Source organism: Pseudomonas sp. Z3-8 (genome assembly GCF_051131975.1).
Taxonomy (GTDB): Bacteria; Pseudomonadota; Gammaproteobacteria; order Pseudomonadales; family Pseudomonadaceae; genus Aquipseudomonas.
Window position 1 is genome coordinate 2047520 of record NZ_CP071643.1, and the last position, 18330, is coordinate 2065849.

At 61.0% G+C, this 18330-nt stretch carries 18 protein-coding genes; all 18 read left to right on the forward strand.

The features are described 5' to 3' along the window. Positions 1–122: 122 nt before the first annotated feature. The 18 genes from J3P94_RS09530 (at position 123) to J3P94_RS09615 (ending at position 18256) form a co-directional block, all read left to right on the forward strand. Positions 123–863 carry a helix-turn-helix domain-containing protein gene (locus J3P94_RS09530; RefSeq protein WP_434572898.1) on the forward strand — a complete coding sequence of 247 codons (741 nt, stop codon included), beginning with the start codon at positions 123–125 and terminating at the stop codon, positions 861–863. Further along, positions 860–2512, forward strand: coding sequence for a type III secretion system outer membrane ring subunit SctC (gene sctC / locus J3P94_RS09535; RefSeq protein WP_434572899.1), 1653 nt, complete (start codon positions 860–862; stop codon positions 2510–2512). The genes J3P94_RS09530 and sctC overlap by 4 nt, the downstream gene beginning before the upstream one ends. Next, the gene (gene sctW / locus J3P94_RS09540; protein ID WP_434572901.1) at positions 2509–3615 is read left to right on the forward strand and encodes a type III secretion system gatekeeper subunit SctW; all 1107 of its coding nucleotides are present in this window, start codon (positions 2509–2511) and stop codon (positions 3613–3615) included. The genes sctC and sctW overlap by 4 nt, the downstream gene beginning before the upstream one ends. A 23-nt stretch (positions 3616–3638) precedes the next feature. Continuing rightward, positions 3639–5690: an EscV/YscV/HrcV family type III secretion system export apparatus protein gene (locus tag J3P94_RS09545; RefSeq protein ID WP_434574146.1), complete on the forward strand. Its 2052-nt coding sequence runs from the start codon at positions 3639–3641 to the stop codon at positions 5688–5690. A gap of 12 nt (positions 5691–5702) precedes the next feature. Beyond that, a complete protein-coding gene (locus J3P94_RS09550) occupies positions 5703–6107 on the forward strand; it encodes an Invasion protein B family (RefSeq protein WP_434572902.1) in 405 nt (134 codons plus the stop codon). Continuing rightward, complete coding sequence (sctN, locus tag J3P94_RS09555; protein WP_434574148.1) at positions 6107–7393, forward strand: type III secretion system ATPase SctN; 1287 nt, start codon at positions 6107–6109, stop codon at positions 7391–7393. Before J3P94_RS09550 ends, sctN begins: the two co-directional genes overlap by 1 nt. Further along, entirely contained in the window at positions 7377–7832 is a 456-nt protein-coding gene (locus tag J3P94_RS09560; protein ID WP_434572904.1) for a type III secretion protein, read from the forward strand. The genes sctN and J3P94_RS09560 overlap by 17 nt, the downstream gene beginning before the upstream one ends. After that, positions 7829–8704 carry a SpaN/EivJ family type III secretion system needle length determinant gene (locus J3P94_RS09565; RefSeq protein WP_434572906.1) on the forward strand — a complete coding sequence of 292 codons (876 nt, stop codon included), beginning with the start codon at positions 7829–7831 and terminating at the stop codon, positions 8702–8704. Before J3P94_RS09560 ends, J3P94_RS09565 begins: the two co-directional genes overlap by 4 nt. Further along, positions 8701–9624: a FliM/FliN family flagellar motor switch protein gene (locus J3P94_RS09570; RefSeq protein WP_434572907.1), complete on the forward strand. Its 924-nt coding sequence runs from the start codon at positions 8701–8703 to the stop codon at positions 9622–9624. Before J3P94_RS09565 ends, J3P94_RS09570 begins: the two co-directional genes overlap by 4 nt. After that, positions 9617–10276: an EscR/YscR/HrcR family type III secretion system export apparatus protein gene (locus tag J3P94_RS09575; protein ID WP_434572908.1), complete on the forward strand. Its 660-nt coding sequence runs from the start codon at positions 9617–9619 to the stop codon at positions 10274–10276. The genes J3P94_RS09570 and J3P94_RS09575 overlap by 8 nt, the downstream gene beginning before the upstream one ends. Positions 10277–10284: 8 nt before the next feature. Then, positions 10285–10539 (forward strand): EscS/YscS/HrcS family type III secretion system export apparatus protein, encoded by a 255-nt coding sequence (locus J3P94_RS09580; RefSeq protein WP_434572909.1) that lies wholly within the window; start codon positions 10285–10287, stop codon positions 10537–10539. A 2-nt stretch (positions 10540–10541) separates the two neighbouring features. After that, positions 10542–11345, forward strand: a complete 804-nt coding sequence (gene sctT / locus J3P94_RS09585) for a type III secretion system export apparatus subunit SctT (RefSeq protein ID WP_434572911.1) — start codon at positions 10542–10544, stop codon at positions 11343–11345. Further along, on the forward strand, positions 11320–12354 hold the full coding sequence (locus J3P94_RS09590) for an EscU/YscU/HrcU family type III secretion system export apparatus switch protein (RefSeq protein WP_434572913.1): 1035 nt from the start codon (positions 11320–11322) through the stop codon (positions 12352–12354). Before sctT ends, J3P94_RS09590 begins: the two co-directional genes overlap by 26 nt. A gap of 294 nt (positions 12355–12648) precedes the next feature. Beyond that, positions 12649–13140, forward strand: coding sequence for a type III secretion system translocator chaperone SicA (gene sicA, locus J3P94_RS09595; protein ID WP_434572914.1), 492 nt, complete (start codon positions 12649–12651; stop codon positions 13138–13140). Then, positions 13137–14906 carry a type III secretion system translocon subunit SctE gene (gene sctE, locus J3P94_RS09600; protein WP_434572916.1) on the forward strand — a complete coding sequence of 590 codons (1770 nt, stop codon included), beginning with the start codon at positions 13137–13139 and terminating at the stop codon, positions 14904–14906. Before sicA ends, sctE begins: the two co-directional genes overlap by 4 nt. Positions 14907–14930: 24 nt before the next feature. Next, complete coding sequence (locus tag J3P94_RS09605; protein ID WP_434572918.1) at positions 14931–16010, forward strand: IpaC/SipC family type III secretion system effector; 1080 nt, start codon at positions 14931–14933, stop codon at positions 16008–16010. A gap of 11 nt (positions 16011–16021) precedes the next feature. Next, a complete protein-coding gene (locus J3P94_RS09610) occupies positions 16022–17023 on the forward strand; it encodes an IpaD/SipD/SspD family type III secretion system needle tip protein (RefSeq protein ID WP_434572920.1) in 1002 nt (333 codons plus the stop codon). 72 nt (positions 17024–17095) lie between these two features. After that, complete coding sequence (locus J3P94_RS09615; RefSeq protein ID WP_434572922.1) at positions 17096–18256, forward strand: hypothetical protein; 1161 nt, start codon at positions 17096–17098, stop codon at positions 18254–18256. Positions 18257–18330 lie beyond the last annotated feature (74 nt).

Below are 18330 nucleotides of genomic sequence, written 5' to 3' on the forward strand. Positions count from 1 at the left end.
GATGAACACGAAGGGTGCAAGGCATATGCCAGCTCGCGCCTCATCACCTTCCCATCAGGATTGCGGACGGCGTGCCTTGCATCCTGTCGCTCCTTTCATCGCCACCTGGCAAGGAGACGGATGTGCAGGAAAAATCGTTTTGCTTCCCGGCCTCGCCTGATCTGCGCGGGCGAGTGCTGCACCTGCGTGTTGCCCTGGGCCCGGTTCAACTGAACGCGGGGCAGCCGGGCCTCGGTCAGACACTGCCGTCCGGGTGGGAGGGGCTGCTGGTGCTGAGCGATTCGCTGCAATTTCACGGCGGCGAATTGCACGTCACGCCGATTGACGAAGCGCCGTTGGTAAAGCTACTGGCTTTTTTCGACATGAGCGCTGCCTTCTCCGGGCAAAAGGCTGATGTTGCGCCGTGGGCGCTGTTGCCGGTAAACGAAGAAATCGTCCGCTCGCCGCAGCGCCTTGAACGCTGGTACATCGAGCAGGCGATGCGCGGCACCGAGGCCTATCACGCGGTGGCCAACCTGTTGCGTCACCAGGAAAGTTACGGGCTGGTGCGTTTTCTGTTGGAGCAGGGCACTCACAGCGAAAAGCTCAACACCCTGGCACAGCGCTACGGCGTCTCGGTTTCGCATTTTCGCCGGCTTTGCCGACAGGCCCTGGGGAGCGCGGCCAAACCGGCCCTGCGTGGTTGGCGTACGGCCCGGGCGTTGCTGGACATGAGCCTGCAGGACGGTTCCCTGACCGACGTGGCGCTGGAGTTCGGCTTTGCCTCTTCTTCGCATTTCTCTCGGGAGATTCGTCAATTGGTGGGTTTTACGCCCAGCAGCCTGGCTGACATTACCTACTTGCCCAGGCCAGTGAACCGATGAAACGCCGATTGTCCCTTACCGCTCTTCTCGTCTATTGCCTGGGCATCGCGGTGCTTGCGCCCGTTGCCGCGCAGGCCGATGTCTATACGTTCGAAGCCCGGGAGCAGAGCGCGCGGACATTTTTCAGTGAACTCTCCGCAGCCTTGGGCAAGCCGGTGATTGTCAGCAAGGCCGCAGCGGTCAAGCGGATCGGCGGGACGTTCGACCTGCGCACGCCGCAGCGGACTTTCGAGCGAGTCAGTGCGCAGATGGGGTTGATCTGGTACAGCGATGGCCAGGCGATCTACCTGTATGACGCTGCGGAATTCAAGAGCTCGATGATGTCGCTGCAAACCCTGACCGTGGCCAGGCTCCAGGCATTCCTCGGGCGTTCCGGACTGGATGATCCGCGTTATCCGTTGCGCCACGACGGTTTACGGACCTTCCATGTGTCGGGGCCGCCGATCTATGTCGACCTGGTGACGCAAGCCGCAAGCTTGATGGACAACCAGCGCTCGGAGCTGCTGCTGGGCAAGCAGCAGATCGGCGTCATCCATGTGCGCAACACCTTCGTCGGTGACCGCAAGTATGAACTGCGTGACGACAAGGTCACCGTCCCCGGGCTGGCCACGGTGATCGAGCAGTTATTGCAGGGCGAGAAGCGTGGGGTCGAGCCGGTAGTGGCGCAAGCCCCCGCCCAACAAACGCGTGGATCGATGCCGCAGTTCCCGTTGGAGGGGCTGGCAAACGCCTCGTCGGACCAGGACCCGCTGGCACCGCGGATCATTGCGCGGGAGCTGGCCGCCGGCAACATCCGGGTGGTGGCCTATCCGGACACCAACAGTCTGTTGGTCAAGGGCCTGCCGGAGCAGGTCCACTTCATCGAAAATCTCGTCAGTGCCCTGGACACGCCGAAACGACACGTCGAGTTGTCGTTGTGGATCATCGACCTGCACAAGGATGAGCTCAATCAACTGGGCATCAACTGGCAAGGCGCATTGAAGTCGGGCGGCCAGTTCAGTGCATCGCTCAACGCCGGTTCGGCCACCACACTGGACGGTGTTTCGTTCGTCACCCAGGTCATGGCGCTGGAGCGTACCCAGCGAGCCAACGTCGTCTCGCGCCCGGTCATCCTGACGCAAGAGAACGTGCCGGCGATCTTCGATAACAACCGCACGTTCTACGCGCCGCTGGTAGGCGAGCGCAGCGTCGATCTGCAGCATGTGACCTACGGCACGCTGGTGAGCGTTCTGCCGCGTTTCGCCCAGTCGGATGAAATCGAGATGCTGCTCAATATCGAGGACGGCAACGAGGTGGAGAACCCCGGCCAGGGCGAACAGCAAGGGGCTTTGCCGACGGTCGGGCGCACGCGTATCAGCACCGTGGCGCGGGTGCCACAAGGCAAGAGCCTGCTGGTCGGCGGGTTCACCCGCGATGACCACGGCGAGCAGATCGGACGCATCCCGGTGCTGGGTTCGATTCCCTGGATCGGCAGGTTGTTCAGCTATCGCCAGAGCCGCTCGGCCAACACGGTGCGGGTGTTCCTGATCCAGCCCAAGGAGATCGTCGATGCCCTTGAGTCGGCCACGCTGGAGCAGGGCGCCGAAGTGCTGAGCCCGGAGCTGCACGAACGGGTGCGCCGAATGTACTTCCGGATGTCGGAGAAATGATCCTGACGCCGATATCCCCAGGTGGACGGGCCGCCCAGGCGCGCTTGAATGCCGAGAAGGCCGCCGAGCAACGCCAGCCGTCAGTCGACGTCGAGACGGGCCCGGACGACAGCGCGACGGCCGCGGTGGCGCAGCGCATCGTGCAGATCAGCGACGAGCTGTCGGCGGCGCTCGCACAGTTCCGTGGCCGACGGTTGTTCGAGCTCAAGTCAGGCACCCAGGCCGATACCTTCGAACGAGTGCTCGAGGACGATACCGTGCCCAAGGCGCGCCAGGTATTGAGCCTGGCCCGGCTGGCGGACAAACCTGTCGACTGGTTGCTGCAGGTGGCACGCAGCCTGTTTCCCGATGACAGCGATCTGGTGCTGGTGCTGCGAGCGTTGTTGCGCCGCCGCACACTCGAAGCCTCCACGCGGCAGCGACTCATGGCGCTGAAGCAGACGGTGGTTACCCAGGCTGATCCCAAGCGCATGAACGCCGGCATCAATGCGGCGCTCAAGGCGCGAATGTTCGGTTCGAGCATGGCGGTGCGGGCCAGCCTGCTACGCGAGACCTACCGCGATTTCCTCGAGTCCGACGAAGGCCCGCTCGGTTGCTACCAGGACTGGATTGCCCAGTACGGCGCGCCACAGCGCATGAATGTGCTGGCCTTCATCGAGGCCGCATTGCTGACCGACATTAGTGCCCAGGACCCCAGTTGCTCGCGCATCGAGTTCGGCCTGCTTTTTGCCAGGGTGACCGATATCAAACGCCTGCGCTCGGCCGACCAGCTGTTCGTCGGTGCTGTGCTCGACGATGGGCTCATCTGCCGGCACAACCCCCACGAGGCCGATTGGCTGGTGTTCCTGCTCGGCGTGTTGACCTGCCCCGATGATCTCGACCAACTGTTGCTCGGCACAGTGGGCGAGCAGGTGCTGCTCAGTTCCCACCGTGAACGCTCGATGTTGCTGCAAGCCGTGCGTCGGCTCTGCCTGCGCTTGCCCGCGCCACTGTTCGTCGACGAAGCCGCGCCGCAGCGCCTGGCCTTGCAGTTCACGCGCCTGGCCGATGTTGTCCATGCCCACGCGTGCATCGAGCAGCACCGCAGCGAGCCCCAACCATGATGTCCTTCCGCCCCCCGGCCTCGCTGCTCAACGTCTTTCTGCGCAATGTCAGTGCCCGGCCCGAGCTACTGATCCTGACGTTGATGGTGATGATCATCGCGATGCTGATCATCCCCCTACCGACGGTGCTGGTGGATTTCCTCATCGGCCTGAACATCGTCATTTCTCTGCTGGTGTTCATGGGCTCGTTCTACATCGAACGCATCCTCAGCTACTCGACGTTCCCGGCATTGCTGCTGTTGACCACGCTGTTCCGCCTGGCGCTGTCGATCAGCACCAGCCGGCTGATCCTCAGCCAGGCCGATGCCGGGGAGATCATCGCCTCGTTCGGCGACTTCGTGATCGGCGAAAGCCTGGTGGTGGGGTTCGTGATTTTTTCCATCGTCACGATTGTCCAGTTCATCGTGATCACCAAAGGCTCGGAGCGGGTCGCCGAGGTGGCGGCACGTTTCTCCCTGGACGGCATGCCCGGCAAGCAGATGAGCATCGACGGCGACCTCAAGGCCGGCGCCATCGATGCGACCCAGGCGCGGGAAAAACGCAGTGTGCTGGAGCGCGAAAGCCAGTTGTACGGTTCTTTCGACGGAGCGATGAAATTCATCAAGGGTGACGCAATCGCCGGCATCATCATTATTTTCGTCAACTTCATCGGCGGCATGGCCATTGGTGTCGGGCAGATGGGCATGGACATGTCCACGGCCCTGTCGACCTACACCCTGCTGACCATCGGCGACGGCCTGGTCGCGCAGATACCCGCGCTGCTGATCGCCATAGGCGCGGGTTTCATCGTCACCCGGGTCAACGGTGACGACAGCAACCTGGGGCGCAACATGCTCGCCCAGATGCTCGGCAACCCATTCGTCCTGGGCGTAACCGCACTGCTGGCGGTGGGCGTGGGCCTGTTGCCCGGTTTTCCGTTGCTGACATTCCTCTCGATCGCCAGTGTGCTGGGGCTGGTTGTGTTTGTGCGCCATCGCCGCTCGTTGCGCCAGGCGGGTGCGGACGAAAGCCGCGCCGAACCCGCCGAACAGGGTTCGGTCCAGGGCGAATCGGGGTTGCTCGATGATGTCGAGAATATCGCGACAGAAACCATTGCGCTGATGCTGCTGGTGCCTACTGCACGCCTGCAGGAGCTGGAAAAGAACCGCTGGGCGGCGCGTTTTCGCAGCCAGTTCTTCGTCGATTACGGGCTGCGCATTCCGGAGCCACGGCTACGGGCCAGCGAGGCGCTGCCGGCGCATCAAGTGGCGGTGCTGATCAATGAAGTGCGCGCCGAACAGTTCGATATCCATTTCGACCATTGGCGCCTGCTGGACTATTCCCCCGAGCTCGAACCGCTGGGTTTTGCCCTGGTGCGCGGCGACGACAGCAATCGCCTCGGCGGGGTCTGGGTCAGCGCCGCCGACCGGGAGCGGGTGCAACAGTTGGGCTACCACCTGCGACCGGCTGACGAAGAATGCTACCGCTGCCTGGTCACGTTGCTGGCGCGCAACATCCAGGAATTTTTCGGCGTGCAGGAAACCAAGCACCTGCTCGACGAAATGGAAACGCGGTATCCCGATCTGCTCAAGGAAGTCTATCGCCACGTCACGGTGCAGAAGATCGCCGAGGTGCTGCAACGGCTGGTCGGCGAGCGCATTTCGGTACGCAACATGAAGCTCATCCTGGAGGCACTGGCCCTTTGGGCCTCCCGGGAGAAAGACGTACTGGCGCTGGTCGAGCACGTTCGCGGCGCGATGGCCCGCTATATCAGCAACAAGTTTGCCCGGGGCAACGAGTTGCCGGTGTTGCTGTTGTCGGCGGAATTCGAGGACGTGGTACGCCGTGGCATCCGGCAGACCTCGGGCGGCCATTTCCTCAACCTGGAGCCGTCCGAGTCGGAAGAGCTGATGGACCGACTCAGTGTCGGCCTGGACAGCCTGCACATCGCCCACAAGGACATGGTGCTGCTGTGTTCGGTCGACGTACGGCGCTACATCAAGCGGCTGATCGAGGGGCGTTTTCGGGAGCTGGACGTCATGTCGTTCGGCGAAGTTTCCGAGACCGTCTCGGTCAATGTCATCAAGACGCTCTAAGGAACCCTGCAAATGATACCGATGGATATTGCCGGCCTGTTGCGCGAAGCATTGCGTCACAGCGGTTGCGTGGACAGTCAGATAGGGCACTTCGACAGCCACGGCACGATAACGATGCAATTAAGCAATCTGCCCGATGTGCATCTGACTATCGTCGAAGGCGATACGTGGCTCTGGGCAGCAGTCGCCGAGGCGATGCCACAGTCGTTGAATTACTGTGCTTTCGATCTGCTGCAGTTCTTGCTCGAAGGCAACCCGTTTTCCCGTACCGGGCAACTGCACCTGTGCGAAGTCGAGGGGCGGCTGGAGTTGCGTTTGCTGGCCAATGCCCAGGCCCTGAGCGATGCCGAGCATCTGGCCCAGGCGCTCGATTCCTTTGTGCAGGGCCTTGGACGCCTCTTGGAAATCCTCCGTTGATCAACTCCCGGCTGGAACGACGGGCGGCCCATCCGTTGCGCCTGAGCGGTCCCCTGATCGAGGCGGCGCTGAGCGAGGTGGTCATTGGCGAGATCTGTGAGGTGCGTCGGCACTGGCGCTCGCCCGACATCGCCGCCAGGGCCCAGGTCATCGGCTTCAAGCCCGGTGCGGTGCTGCTCAGTTTGCTTGGCGATGCGAAGGGCCTGTCCCGCGAATCGATGATCGTGCCGACGGGCTCGTCCCTGCAACTGACCTGTAGCGGCGCCTTGCTTGGCAGCGTGGTCGATCCGCAGGGCGTCGTGGTCGAGCGCCTGGCGCCGGCGACGTTGACCGTCCAGCGCGACTGCCCGGTGGATGCCGATCCGCCGTCGTACCAGCAGCGGCGGCCAGTCGTGGAACCCTTGCGAACCGGCATTCGGGTCATCGACGGTTTGCTGACCTGTGGAGTGGGCCAGCGCATCGGCATTTTTGCCGCCGCCGGCTCCGGCAAGACCACCCTGATCGACATGCTGATCGAGCACACGGACGCAGACGTCTTCGTGGTCGGCCTGATTGGCGAGCGCGGGCGCGAAGTGACCGAGTTCATCGAGCACCTGCGCCAGTCGCCCAAGCGCTCTTGTTGCGTGGTGGTGTATGCCACTTCGGATTTCTCCTCGGTGGATCGCTGCAACGCAGCGTTGCAGGCCACCGCCATCGCCGAATATTTTCGTGACGAGGGACGGCGCGTGGTGTTGCTGCTGGATTCGCTGACGCGCTACGCCCGCGCGCGGCGCGATCTGGCCCTGGCGGCTGGCGAAGCACCGGCGCGGCGCGGCTATCCGGCCTCGGTGTTCGATGCCTTGCCGCGTCTGCTGGAACGACCCGGCGTGACCGCCTCGGGCAGCATTACCGCCTGGTACACGGTGTTGCTGGAAAGTGACGACGAGCCGGACCCGATCGCCGAGGAGATTCGCTCCATTCTTGACGGCCATGTCTACCTCAGCCGTGCCCTGGCGGCCAAGGGTCACTATCCGGCAATCGATGTTCTGCGCAGCGCCAGTCGGGTGGCGACGCAAGTCACCTCGCCAGAGGTCCGGCAGTTGGCCGTGGCGGCCCGCAAGATCCTGGCGCGCCTGGAACGGTTGCAGGTTTTTCTCGACATGGGCGAATACAGTCCGGGTGCCGACGCCGCCAACGACCACGCGCTGCAACGTCGCGACGCGCTTGACCGGTGGCTGCGCCAACCGACAGCCGAATATTGCGCGCCGGACGAAGCACTGCGGAGCCTGCATGAACTCCTTGCCTGATCGACGGCGCTTGCTGGCCTTCAGTCTGTTTCGCCGGCAACGCGGCGAACTGGCGGTGGTGCGCGCCCAGCGTCAGTTGCAGCCGCTGCTGCGAGAACGCTCCGGTTTCGACGAACAGGAGGCTGCGCTGCAGGGCCTGCTGGTCAGCCATCGGGTGAACGATTGTGTGCTGGACCACGGAAAACTGTTGGCGCTGCTGCGCACCCAGGCGGTGATCCGCCGGCGGATCGACGTGTTGCGCGTTGAGCGTGACCGCGTCGAGCAGCAGTGCCGGCAGGTCGAGCAACAATTGCTCGGGCAACGTGAGCTGCTGCGTTCATTGAAGCGCCGACACGACAAATATGTGGATTCAGTCCAGCGACTGGTGCACGCGCAACGGCTTGAAGCGGCGCGCCGGGAAGAGCGGGAGCTGGAAGAGATGATCGGAGTTCGTCGATGAGCAAGATATCTGTGGTTCCCACTCGACCGATCCAGGTCGAGGATCCCGCCGACCGGCGTTCGAGCGATGAGCACCGGACCGAGCTGGTTCCGGTGCAGCTGGACGAGCTGCCGCAAGGTGTCCTTGACCTGATGGCTTTGCTGATACGGCCGGGACCTGCCGAACCCCGTGGCGCAATGGCCTGGCACACGACAGTCGCTGCCCGGCGAAGCGTGGAAGTGCAATTCAACGGCGCTGCATCGATTGTCCAGACGACGATGGACATCGAACCAGACGCCATTCAGCCGAATCTCCAGGCAGCCATGCTTTTTTCGGAAAAGCCTTTGTTATCTGCTACACCGGTACAACAGGCGCTGCCACAACGTCCGGAGCCGACGGCGTCTGTCGTCGACAGGGTAATGCCGGCAGCGCTTGCAGTTTTGCCCGAGCCGATGAACCGTCCCCTCGCCAGTGATACGCCAACGGCCCCCATCGGCGCCGAACAGATACCCCAGCTGCCGACGAGTCTTCAAGCCCCGCGCCAGGCGTCGTCAGTTGTTTCCGTGCAGCGCCCGCTGCCGCCCATGCCGTCCTCGACAAGCGACGCCTTGGTTGAAGCATTGCCATCGGCAGACCGGGGCTTGTTGCAGATCCCTTTCAACAAAGGCGCGGCCAGTGGTCAGGTGGTTATCAGCCGCGGGCCTGAAGAGCCCACTCGGAACCTGACGCTCAGCCCAAGCAATGCCTTGGTGTTCGAGCAGCTCAAAGAGCCTTTCGAGCTGGCCCGCGAGCCGGCCTGGCGACTCGCTGAACGTGGTGGCGAACAGCAGCGCCAAGGGTCGCAGCCATCGCCGGATGAGGATCAGGATGAATCGGCGGAGCATTCGGCATGAGCGCGCTGAAGCTGCGCCGCGTCGACGCTTCGGCGCACGCTCATGCCCAAGCGATTCAACGCTGGCGGCGTGCTGGGCGGGACGCGGGGCTGGAGCAGATGCCGCAGCGTCGCGGCTATCTGCGATTTCGCGCGCAAGGCGAGGGCGGCGGCTGGCAAGGGTTGATCATGGCCCACGACTGGTTGCATCACTCGATCCCCACCCTGCAACCGTTGCTGAGGGCCGAATGCCCGTTGCCGAGTATCGTCGCCTTGTTTCGAGCGGTGCCACGGCCCTTGTTGCCGGACGTGGACGAGCTGGGCTACCGGGAGCTGTGCGACATCGAATGCGTCGCCCCGACGCGATTACCCACTTACCCCTTGCCCTGGATCGCGACGCCGCGGGGACGCCTGTGGTTGCAGCAGCTACCGACGCCCGGCACTGCCTGTGGCCCTTTGGAGGCGGATGCGTGGCTGGGCGATCTGCCGTTGCGACTGACGTTCGTGTTGGGCATCAGCCACCTGAGCCTCGCCAGTCGCCTGCGCCTGGCTCAAGGTGATGTGCTGCGCATCAACCGGCTGACCCGGCAGTGCTTGTTAATACAGCAATGCCTTGGCACTTTCACCTTGACCCAGGAGGGTTTACGCATGCAACCAACGCTGGCTGATGCCTGCCCGGAAGAAACGTCGGGGCCCGGCGCGCAGATCGACCTGGGGGCGCTCCCGGTGCGCCTGGAATTCGTCCTCGCCACCCATGCAACCGATCTGGCCATGCTCGCGCAGATCAGCGACGGGCAACTGATCCCTCTGCCCGGGGATGTCGCGCGAAACATCGAGGTCCGTGCCAACGGCAAGCCTGTTGCCCGTGGGGAGCTGGTGCAGTTGGACGGACAACTTGGCGTTGAACTGCTGGACGTCTATCGGGACCGTGGCGATGAATGATGTTTCGCTGATCGCCTTGCTGGCCTTCGCCTCGCTGCTGCCGTTCCTGGTGGCGGCAGGCACTTGCTACATCAAGTTTTCCATTGTCTTTGTCATCGTGCGCAACGCCCTGGGCTTGCAGCAGGTGCCGTCGAACATGGCCCTCAATGCAATTGCGCTGATGCTGGCGATTCTTGTCATGACGCCGGTCGTCAAGCAGGGCCACGACTATTACAAGACCGAAGCGGTGGCGTTTACCGATATCGAGTCGGTGGTGAATTTCGCCGAGAACGGCCTGGGCGGCTACAAGGACTACCTGCGCAAGTACACCGACCCGGAACTGGCGCTGTTTTTCGAGCGAGCCCAGGCGGTCCAGGATGGAACCGATGCAGACCCGCCGGCCGATGAAGAACTGACGCCGTCTTTGTTTTCGCTCCTGCCGGCCTATGCGCTGAGCGAGATCAAAAGTGCCTTCAAGATCGGTTTTTATCTGTACCTGCCCTTTGTGATCGTGGACCTGGTGATTTCCAGCATCCTGCTGGCGTTGGGCATGATGATGATGAGTCCGGTGATCATTTCCGTACCGATCAAGCTGGTGCTGTTTGTCGCACTGGACGGCTGGGCGCTGCTGTCGACCGGCCTGGTCAAGCAATACCTGACGCTGCTGGCATAGGCGCGGCCATGAATGATCTGGTTTATGCCGGTAACAAGACCTTGTACTTGATCCTGCTCATGGTGGCCTGGCCGATCATCGTCGCCACGGTAGTCGGGCTGGTGATCGGGTTGATCCAGACCGTGACCCAGTTGCAGGAACAGACGCTGCCCTTCGGCTTCAAGTTGCTGGCAGTCGCGGCGTGCCTGTTCCTGCTCTCGGGGTGGTACGGCGAAACCCTGCTCGATTTCAGTCGTGAAGTCATCCGCCTGGCGTTGGATTAGCGATGTCTATGACGCTGTTCTTCGAACTCTATGCCGGGTTTGCCGCCGCAACACTGGGCGTGGCTCGCCTGGCACCGATTTTTTTCATGTTGCCGTTTCTCAACAGCGGTGTGCTGACCGGGGTGGCGCGCCATGCGGTGATCGTGCTGGTGGCGCTGGGATTCTGGCGCTACGTCGGCGTGCCCGCGCCAGCCCTCGACAGCCTGGCGTTCTTCGCCCTGATGCTGCGCGAGGCGGGTATCGGTGTGCTGCTGGGCGTGCTGCTGTGCTGGCCGTTCTGGGTGTTGCATGCCATGGGCAACCTGATCGACAACCAGCGCGGCGCGATGCTCAGCAGCACGGTGGACCCGGCCAACGGTGTCGACACTTCGGAGCTGGCGAATTTTCTCCAGTTGTTTGCCGCTGCGGTCTATCTCGAAGGTGGCGGCATGTTGTTGATGCTTGAGACCGTCAGTCATAGCTATCGCATCTGTGCGCCGGCGAATCACTGCCAGGTGATCCTGCCTGCCGTCCTGGATTTGCTGGATGCGCTGGTGAGCAAGACGCTGGTCATCAGTGCGCCGGTGGTGGCGACGTTGCTGGTCAGCGAGGCCTTGCTCGGCTTGCTCTCGCGTTATGCGCCACAGATGAACGCCTTTTCCGTGTCGTTGACGGTCAAGAGCCTGGTGGCGTTGGTAGTCCTGATGCTGTATTTCGGCGTGCATCTGCCGGATGAGGTGCTGCGCATGGGCATGCAGGCCGATGGGTTGGCGCACTATCTGGATGGCGGAGAGGCAAGCCATGTCGTCCAGCGCGTCGAAGACTGAAAAGCCCACCGCCAAGCGGCTCAGGGATGCGGCGCGCAAAGGACAGACGTTCAAGGCCAAGGACCTGGTCATCACCTGCCTGACCCTGTGCGGCATTGCCTACATGGTGCTCAACAGCTCGCTGATCGAGATCATGGAGGTTTACCGGCGCATCATCGCCAGTGATTTTCAGGCGGATCTGCAAGCCTATTCAGCGACATTGGTGCTGCTCGGCCTCAAGACGCTGTTGCCGTTGTTGCTGGTGTGCGTGCTGACCAGTGCGCTGCCCGCGCTGCTGCAAAGCGGTTTTGCCCTGGCCAGCGAAGCGTTGAAGCTCAATCTGGACGCGTTGAACCCGGTCAATGGCTTCAAGAAACTCTTCAGCCTGCGCACCGTCAAGGACACGTTCAAGGCGTTGTTGTACCTGGGCAGTTTTGGCATGGCGCTGTGGATCGTCTGGATCACTCAACGGCAGCTGTTGTTTGCCCAACTGTTCGTCCAGGCGCCTGAGCTGTTCGCTATCTGGGGGCACTTGCTGCTGGTGCTGGTGGTGGCCTTCCTGGCCTGCGTCCTGCTGATCGTCGTGCTCGATGCCCTCAGCGAATACTGGTTGTTCATGAAAGACCAGATGATGGACAAGGATGCGGTCAAGCGTGAGCACAAGGAGCAGGATGGCGACCCGCAGATCAAGGGGCGCCGCCGCGACCTGCACATGGAATTGCTGTCGGAGCAGGTCAAGTCCGATGTGCGCAGCTCGCGCATGATCATCGCCAATCCGACCCACATCGCCATCGGCGTGTATTTCCGCCCGGAAATCACTTTGCTGCCGTTCATCTCGCTGATGGAAACCAACCAGCGCGCCCTGGCCGTGCGGGCATATGCCAAGGAAGTGGGCGTGCCGGTGGTCAACGACATCGCCCTGGCCCGACGGATTTTCAAGACCCACCAGCGCTACAGCTTCCTCCAGGTGCAGGAAGTCGAGGAAGTGCTGCGCCTGCTGATCTGGCTCGAACAGGTCGAGCAGGCTTGAAACCAAGCAAAGCCAGGCACGGCCCTTGTGGCGAGGGAGCTTGCTCCCGCTGGGGCGCGAAGCGGCCCCAAAGCCTGGCGGCGCGGTGCTTCAGACCGATTGAGTCGCTTTTTGGAGGGGGCTGCTGCTCAGCCCAGCGGGAGCAAGCTCCCTCGCCACAAAAGCGGCTTGGCACAAGAGCAGTTTCGTCGGTCTGGTTTTTGTTGCATGAGCGCAATCTGGCAGCGGGCCCTTCAGCGTTTTTGGCTCAATGCATCGGTCAGCGACGCTGGCGTTTTCTCAGGAGTGTGGCGGATGAGTCGCGACAACAAACAAGACGAGCAGGTAGCCCTGGAAGTCGTCGACGCCGTGCTCGGCGGCGCGGCGTTGAAGGATGTGCAAGGCATCACCGACGAACACATGGACAGTATGTATGCCTTCGCCTTCCAGTTCTATGAACAGGGGCGGCTGGACGATGCCGAGAAGTTCTTCCACTTCCTGTGCATCTACGACTTCTACAACAGCCATTACTGGATGGGACTGGCTGCGGTGCATCAACTCAAGCAGAACCACCAGAAAGCCATCGACCTGTATGCGATTGCCTTCGCCCAGGGCAAGAACGACTACCGGCCCATGTTGTACACCGGCCAGTGTCACCTGGCCTTGGGCAAGGTCGGCAAGGCCCGGTTGTGTTTCGAGTATGTACTGGAACAAACCACGCAAGACGAGCTGCACGAGCAAGCCAGGGTATATCTCGACACGTTGGCTCACATGATGGAACAGCAAGGTCCGGAGGACTGCACATGAGCGAAATAAGGACGACTGGCCACCCGGGGCATCACGGCCCCATGAGCCGTGGCGAGGCCTTTGAAAAATACGCCGAGGCCGCCGCCAAGGCCGCACGGACGGTGGACTACCAGAAGGCCGGGCAGGACGCCTTGGCACGCCTGATGTCGGTGAAGTATGAAGGCCGCGACGGTCAGCCTGGTGCCAACGCAGGCAAACCCGTACTGCAAGCGCCGCCTCCGCGCGTCGACGGCGGCAAGCCGGATACCAGTGGCGATCTGTTCACGCTATTGATGGCAATGATCAACGAGCTGATCGGGGAGGTCGACGTCAAGAAGCTGAAGAGTCGCCTGGCAATGCTCCAGAGCATGGCCGGTGCCAGGCAGCAGGGGCATGAAAAATTGTCGGCCGAGTACACCGCCGCCGTCCAGGCGATGGAGGTTGCCGAGGGCGACGTCGGCAGTAGCCAGGAACACCTCGAGCAGTTGCGTGAACGGGTCGCGCATGCCCAGGGACGGCTGGACGAAAGCGAGGCCCGGCTGACGAAGCTCGACCCGCAATCGCCGGAATACACGCGGGAGCTGGCGCGTCGCGACCAGCTCAAAGGCGAGTTGGCGAGCCACACCCAAGCCTTCAAGGTGGCAACCGATGCTCATCTGAAATTGATCGAAGTGGCCAACGCCTGTGCCAAGGCGGTGAGCGAAACAAGCGCAAAAGTGCATGCCTCCGGCATCAACACGCCAGGCGCTCGGCAAGCCGACGAAAAAGCCCTCTCCAGTGGGGCGCAAGCGTTGTTGAGCCGTTTGCAAATCATCGAGCTGCTCGGCGAGTCGGCGCAAAACAAGGAGGAGCTTAACCAGGAGCTTTTCCACGAGCTGCAGACCAGGCTCCAGGCCCACATGGAACGTGAGTCGGAAAAATACCTGGAGGAAGTCCGCAAGGCCGAGGCGTTGCAGAAAACCATGGGCTGCATCGGCAAGATCGTCGGGGCGATATTGGCCATTGCAACTATCGCCGCCGGGGTCTTGACCGCCAACCCGGTGCTGATCGCGGTGGGCGTGGTCGGCGCGGCCGTGATGATCGCCGATTCGGTGATCAAGGACCAAACCGGAGTGTCGTTCATGGGCGAAGTCATGAAACCGCTGACCATTGTCATGCAGGAAGCCATCAAGCTGTTCACCGAGCTCTACACCAGGCTGCTGGTCGGCCTGGGCGTCGATGAGGACAAGGCCCGGGAAATCGCGCAGATCGCCGGCATGATCCAGGGGATCGTCGCGACGCTGGCCGCCGTCGCGCTGGTAGCCGTGGTCGGGGCGCAGGTGATCGGGCCGATGCTCAGCGCCGTCGCTTCGAAACTCGCCTCGATGGTTGCCCAGGCCGCACCCGCGGCGATGCAGGCGATGAAGCAAGTGGCAACCTCGGTGGGCAATACGCTGACCCAGATGCTGACGCAACTGCGCAGCGTCATAACCAACGGCGCCGATCCCGTAACGCTGGCGCGCTATGCCGCCAACCTGGAGATCACCCAGGCAATCACCGAATTCGGCAACGTGGCGGTGCAAGGCGGATTACAGATCAAGAGCGGCCAGCACCAGGCCCAGGCGGCCGTGCACCTCGCCGATGTGCGGGTGCGCATGGCCATCAGCGAGGAAATCACCACCTACCTCACTCAGGTGGTCGATGACTACGGCCAGGCGATGCAGGCCCGAACACGCCAGATCGAACAGCTGTTTGCCGACCTGCAGCGAAGCCATTCCGTCAGCCTGCAAATGGCCCGGCACGTCTGACATTCCATCCGACAGGAACCCATCATGACCCTCATTACCACCACGGTCGGGATCGTTCCCGCTGCCGTTCACCACGACTCGTCCAACGACACAGGGCCGAGCGGACCTTCGCGGGACAAGTCCCTCGCGGGTTCGCCGATGCTCGACCAGATCACCGCGAAGCAGGTACTCCAGGACAGCCAGTTTCCGACGCCATCGGTTACGGAACTGGAAAACCGGATCGCCGCCTATCAGCCTACTGAATCCGATCGAAAGGACTTCGATGAAGCCCTGTCGATGGTCGGCGAAGACGTGCGCAACGACCTGGTGTTTGACCCGGGCGCCTGGGAGAAACATGCCAACGTCCTGGTGGCCGCGATTATCGCGTTGAACATCGCACGGGTCGCCAACGCGCAGCTACGCGGCCATTTCGGCGTCATGGCCGCCGAGGCGGCCAAAGCCCAGGGGGCGGCTATCGTCGAGTCAGGCCGGGCGGCGCTCAACAGCGCCATCACGTCCGCGGTCGTGTCCGGCGCCATCGCAGGCTTCGCCATGGTCAAGACTTTCCAGGGCCAGAATCTCAAGCATGCGGATATCGACCTGAACAAGCGCAACACGCTGGATGCCGGCAACGTTGAGCGCGACCTCAAGCTTGAGCGCGAGCGCAATGACTGGAGTCCGGATGCCACTTACAAGATCAAGACACTCGATGACTTCGGTCGCCCGACGACAGTCGATTTCAAACCCAAGGGTTCGGCATTAACGCCGCAGGAACAGGCCTGGTTCGACGGCGAAATCCTCAAGGCCCAGAAGGTCGGCCAGACCTCCGACTGGTTGAGCCAGATGGGCAGCAAGGGCATCGAGAAGAAACTGGAAATCGGACGCGCACTCAACGCCATGTCGATGAGCATGAGCCAGGTCGTGGCGAACACGGTACGCATGGCCGAGCACGCGGCGCGGGAAAAGGAGGTGTTGATGCAGAGCGCCCAGACCAGCCAAAAGACCTTGGGCGATGAGGTTGGGCAGAAAGACGCAGCGGAAGCGGCGCTGGTGCAAAAACTGATGGAGATGGTGATGCAGCTCTTTCAATCGCGCAGCGATGTCATTCGTGCCCTGACGGCCTAGGAGTCAATCAGATGATCATTCAAGGGTTCACCCCAACCAACCACCGACTCACCGAACCGAACACCGCAGCCTCGCCACCGACACCCCCCGAGATGCCCGCCGCCGTCAGGCCGGGATTTGATCTGGCGGACTCGCTGGAACGTTCGGTAAAAAAACTCGATCGACATCTCGATCGTGCACTCGACGGCTCGACCGGGCAGGCCAACGGGGCGCGCTACGAAATGTGGGCGCAGCAGTTGCAGCAGTGTTTCGCCGTGATGACCTACAGCATCCAGACGGCGTCCCTGAGCGAGGGGCAGCTTCAGCAACTGGCAGACATGCAGGACAAGATTCTGAACAACCTGTATGAACAGCGGACCCCGCCGGAAATCGGCGCGTTCAATACCGAGGAACCCGAGGACTTCTTCAAGAAATTGCGTGACCTGATCGACCTGATCAAGAACGGCTACCTTGCCGGCTATGAACATATCATCAAGGCCTACTCGGACTTTTTCGCCGAGTTCAACTCGAAAATCACTGCGATGATGAAGGACTGGGTCGAAGGGGCGAACGACGGGAAGGAGGTCAAGTTGAATGCGGGCGCATTGCACGCCGCATTGACTGAACTTATCGCCAAGTACACCCATCCGGAGTCTGCCTCGGTTCTTTTTCCGAAACCAGGTGATGAAGGAGCCAGCAAGGAAGAGGCAGAGAAGTGGCTCAAGGCGCTGGGCCTGCCCCCGCAATGTCTGAAGGAAAATGCCGATGGCACCTGGTGCGTCGTCATTGATACAGGCCCGCTTTGGAGTATGACGGGCAGTTTGCCGTCCAGCGGCACCGTAACGTGGGACACCGCCAGGTTCAACGCCTGGCAAACCGGCTTCAACGCCCAGGAAGAACGCATGAAAAACATGCTGCAGTCCTTGACGCAGAAATATTCGAACGCGAATTCATATCACGATAATTTCAACAAGACGTTGTCGGCGGATCTGAATAAGTTTACGGATATGTTGAAGGCGATGTTGAGTTTTTGAATTGCACGCATTGCGCGCAGTTTGTTTGATGCAAAGCTGATTCATTAATTGGTTAAATCGCAAGGAAGTATGATGACGTTAGGTAGCGTGAATTTTAATCGATCAGCTAGCCTGATGGGTCTTAGCCCATTGGCGCAAAAAAACGAGCAGGGCAGTCTCGGCGAAAAATTGGTGGTTGTGAAGAACTCGTCGCGAGAGTTCAAAAGCATCCTTGATAAATATGGAATTGATCTGAACCTTGATCATGTGGCCAAAGCCCAGGCTCAGGAATCATCGATAATTTTTGCCCATAGAAGTCCAGAGGGTCAGATCAATCTCAAGACCGGTTTATATATTTCGGACCCTCAAGCGGGGGATAAGTATGGGGTATTCAGATTCCATGAAGGCCCTGCGACGGTAAAATATCAGGTGCCGGAGTGCACTAAACTCAACGTTGACGAGCATAGCCTGAACGCGTTGCGGGATACTTATCATCAGATTTCAGGTGTCACCAGTTTCTTGAGGAATGTTCTTGATCTGATCCCAGGCAAGGACTTGGATATATTTTTAAGTCGTCCTGAATATTTTTCCTACTTGCCGCCCGTAAGTTCGGGTTCTAACGGCTTCCTGATTTTTCCGAATGCACCTTATATTGATTTGAATGCTCTCTCCGCAAGTCCCGCCGAGCTCAAGGACCGGCGAAACGGTATATGCCTGGGCGCTTATGCCATTCACCCCAATCAAAATCTGTCACTCATCGAAAAGATGGGCATCGCCACTGGTTTTGCAGAGTCGCAGGTCAAGGCCGATCACACCGATAACAAGCGCACCCTATCAGACATAGAAGCAGGTACCGATGTTAAGTATCTGGCCTCGATTCTTGATTTGGGTGCTGAAGACATCGGAATGTTGAAGGCGTTGCAGCGGCACGTGCTCAGTCATTTGGCCGAGACTTACGATGTTGACGCCAATGTCGATAAGGTCCAGTTGTATTTCCACTTTCCGCCTGCTGATGTGACGGCGACGTTGCACCTGCATGCACGTGTCAACGTTGCCGATCATCCCCTTAACCAGGCTCGCTCTTTTGGATTGAGTGATGTCATCAAAACACTGGAGGATGGCGGAACGATGAACGAGCTGGTTTTAGGAAGAAACGATGGTGTGTTGTACACGTTGGTCAATGAAGCTGATTCCATCCGAGTCATACCCGAAAAATCCAGGTCGGAAAATCCGTACACGCTGAAGCTAACTTGATGGTGTTGTGAAAGGGGTTAATGTTGCGTCCATTATTTTTGCAAGGTGCTGCTGGTTGTGCCGAAGGCGTGAAG

Excerpts from the sequence above, each read along its gene's own strand:
- sctC (WP_434572899.1), top strand. The coding sequence starts at position 860 with ATGAAACGCCGATTGTCCCTTACCGCTCTTCTCGTCTATTGCCTGGGC.
- sctW (WP_434572901.1), top strand. The coding sequence starts at position 2,509 with ATGATCCTGACGCCGATATCCCCAGGTGGACGGGCCGCCCAGGCGCGC.
- J3P94_RS09550 (WP_434572902.1), top strand. The coding sequence starts at position 5,703 with ATGATACCGATGGATATTGCCGGCCTGTTGCGCGAAGCATTGCGTCAC.
- J3P94_RS09560 (WP_434572904.1), top strand. The coding sequence starts at position 7,377 with ATGAACTCCTTGCCTGATCGACGGCGCTTGCTGGCCTTCAGTCTGTTT.
- J3P94_RS09565 (WP_434572906.1), top strand. The coding sequence starts at position 7,829 with ATGAGCAAGATATCTGTGGTTCCCACTCGACCGATCCAGGTCGAGGAT.
- J3P94_RS09570 (WP_434572907.1), top strand. The coding sequence starts at position 8,701 with ATGAGCGCGCTGAAGCTGCGCCGCGTCGACGCTTCGGCGCACGCTCAT.
- J3P94_RS09575 (WP_434572908.1), top strand. The coding sequence starts at position 9,617 with ATGAATGATGTTTCGCTGATCGCCTTGCTGGCCTTCGCCTCGCTGCTG.
- J3P94_RS09580 (WP_434572909.1), top strand. The coding sequence starts at position 10,285 with ATGAATGATCTGGTTTATGCCGGTAACAAGACCTTGTACTTGATCCTG.
- sctT (WP_434572911.1), top strand. The coding sequence starts at position 10,542 with ATGTCTATGACGCTGTTCTTCGAACTCTATGCCGGGTTTGCCGCCGCA.
- J3P94_RS09590 (WP_434572913.1), top strand. The coding sequence starts at position 11,320 with ATGTCGTCCAGCGCGTCGAAGACTGAAAAGCCCACCGCCAAGCGGCTC.
- sicA (WP_434572914.1), top strand. The coding sequence starts at position 12,649 with ATGAGTCGCGACAACAAACAAGACGAGCAGGTAGCCCTGGAAGTCGTC.
- sctE (WP_434572916.1), top strand. The coding sequence starts at position 13,137 with ATGAGCGAAATAAGGACGACTGGCCACCCGGGGCATCACGGCCCCATG.
- J3P94_RS09605 (WP_434572918.1), top strand. The coding sequence starts at position 14,931 with ATGACCCTCATTACCACCACGGTCGGGATCGTTCCCGCTGCCGTTCAC.
- J3P94_RS09610 (WP_434572920.1), top strand. The coding sequence starts at position 16,022 with ATGATCATTCAAGGGTTCACCCCAACCAACCACCGACTCACCGAACCG.
- J3P94_RS09615 (WP_434572922.1), top strand. The coding sequence starts at position 17,096 with ATGACGTTAGGTAGCGTGAATTTTAATCGATCAGCTAGCCTGATGGGT.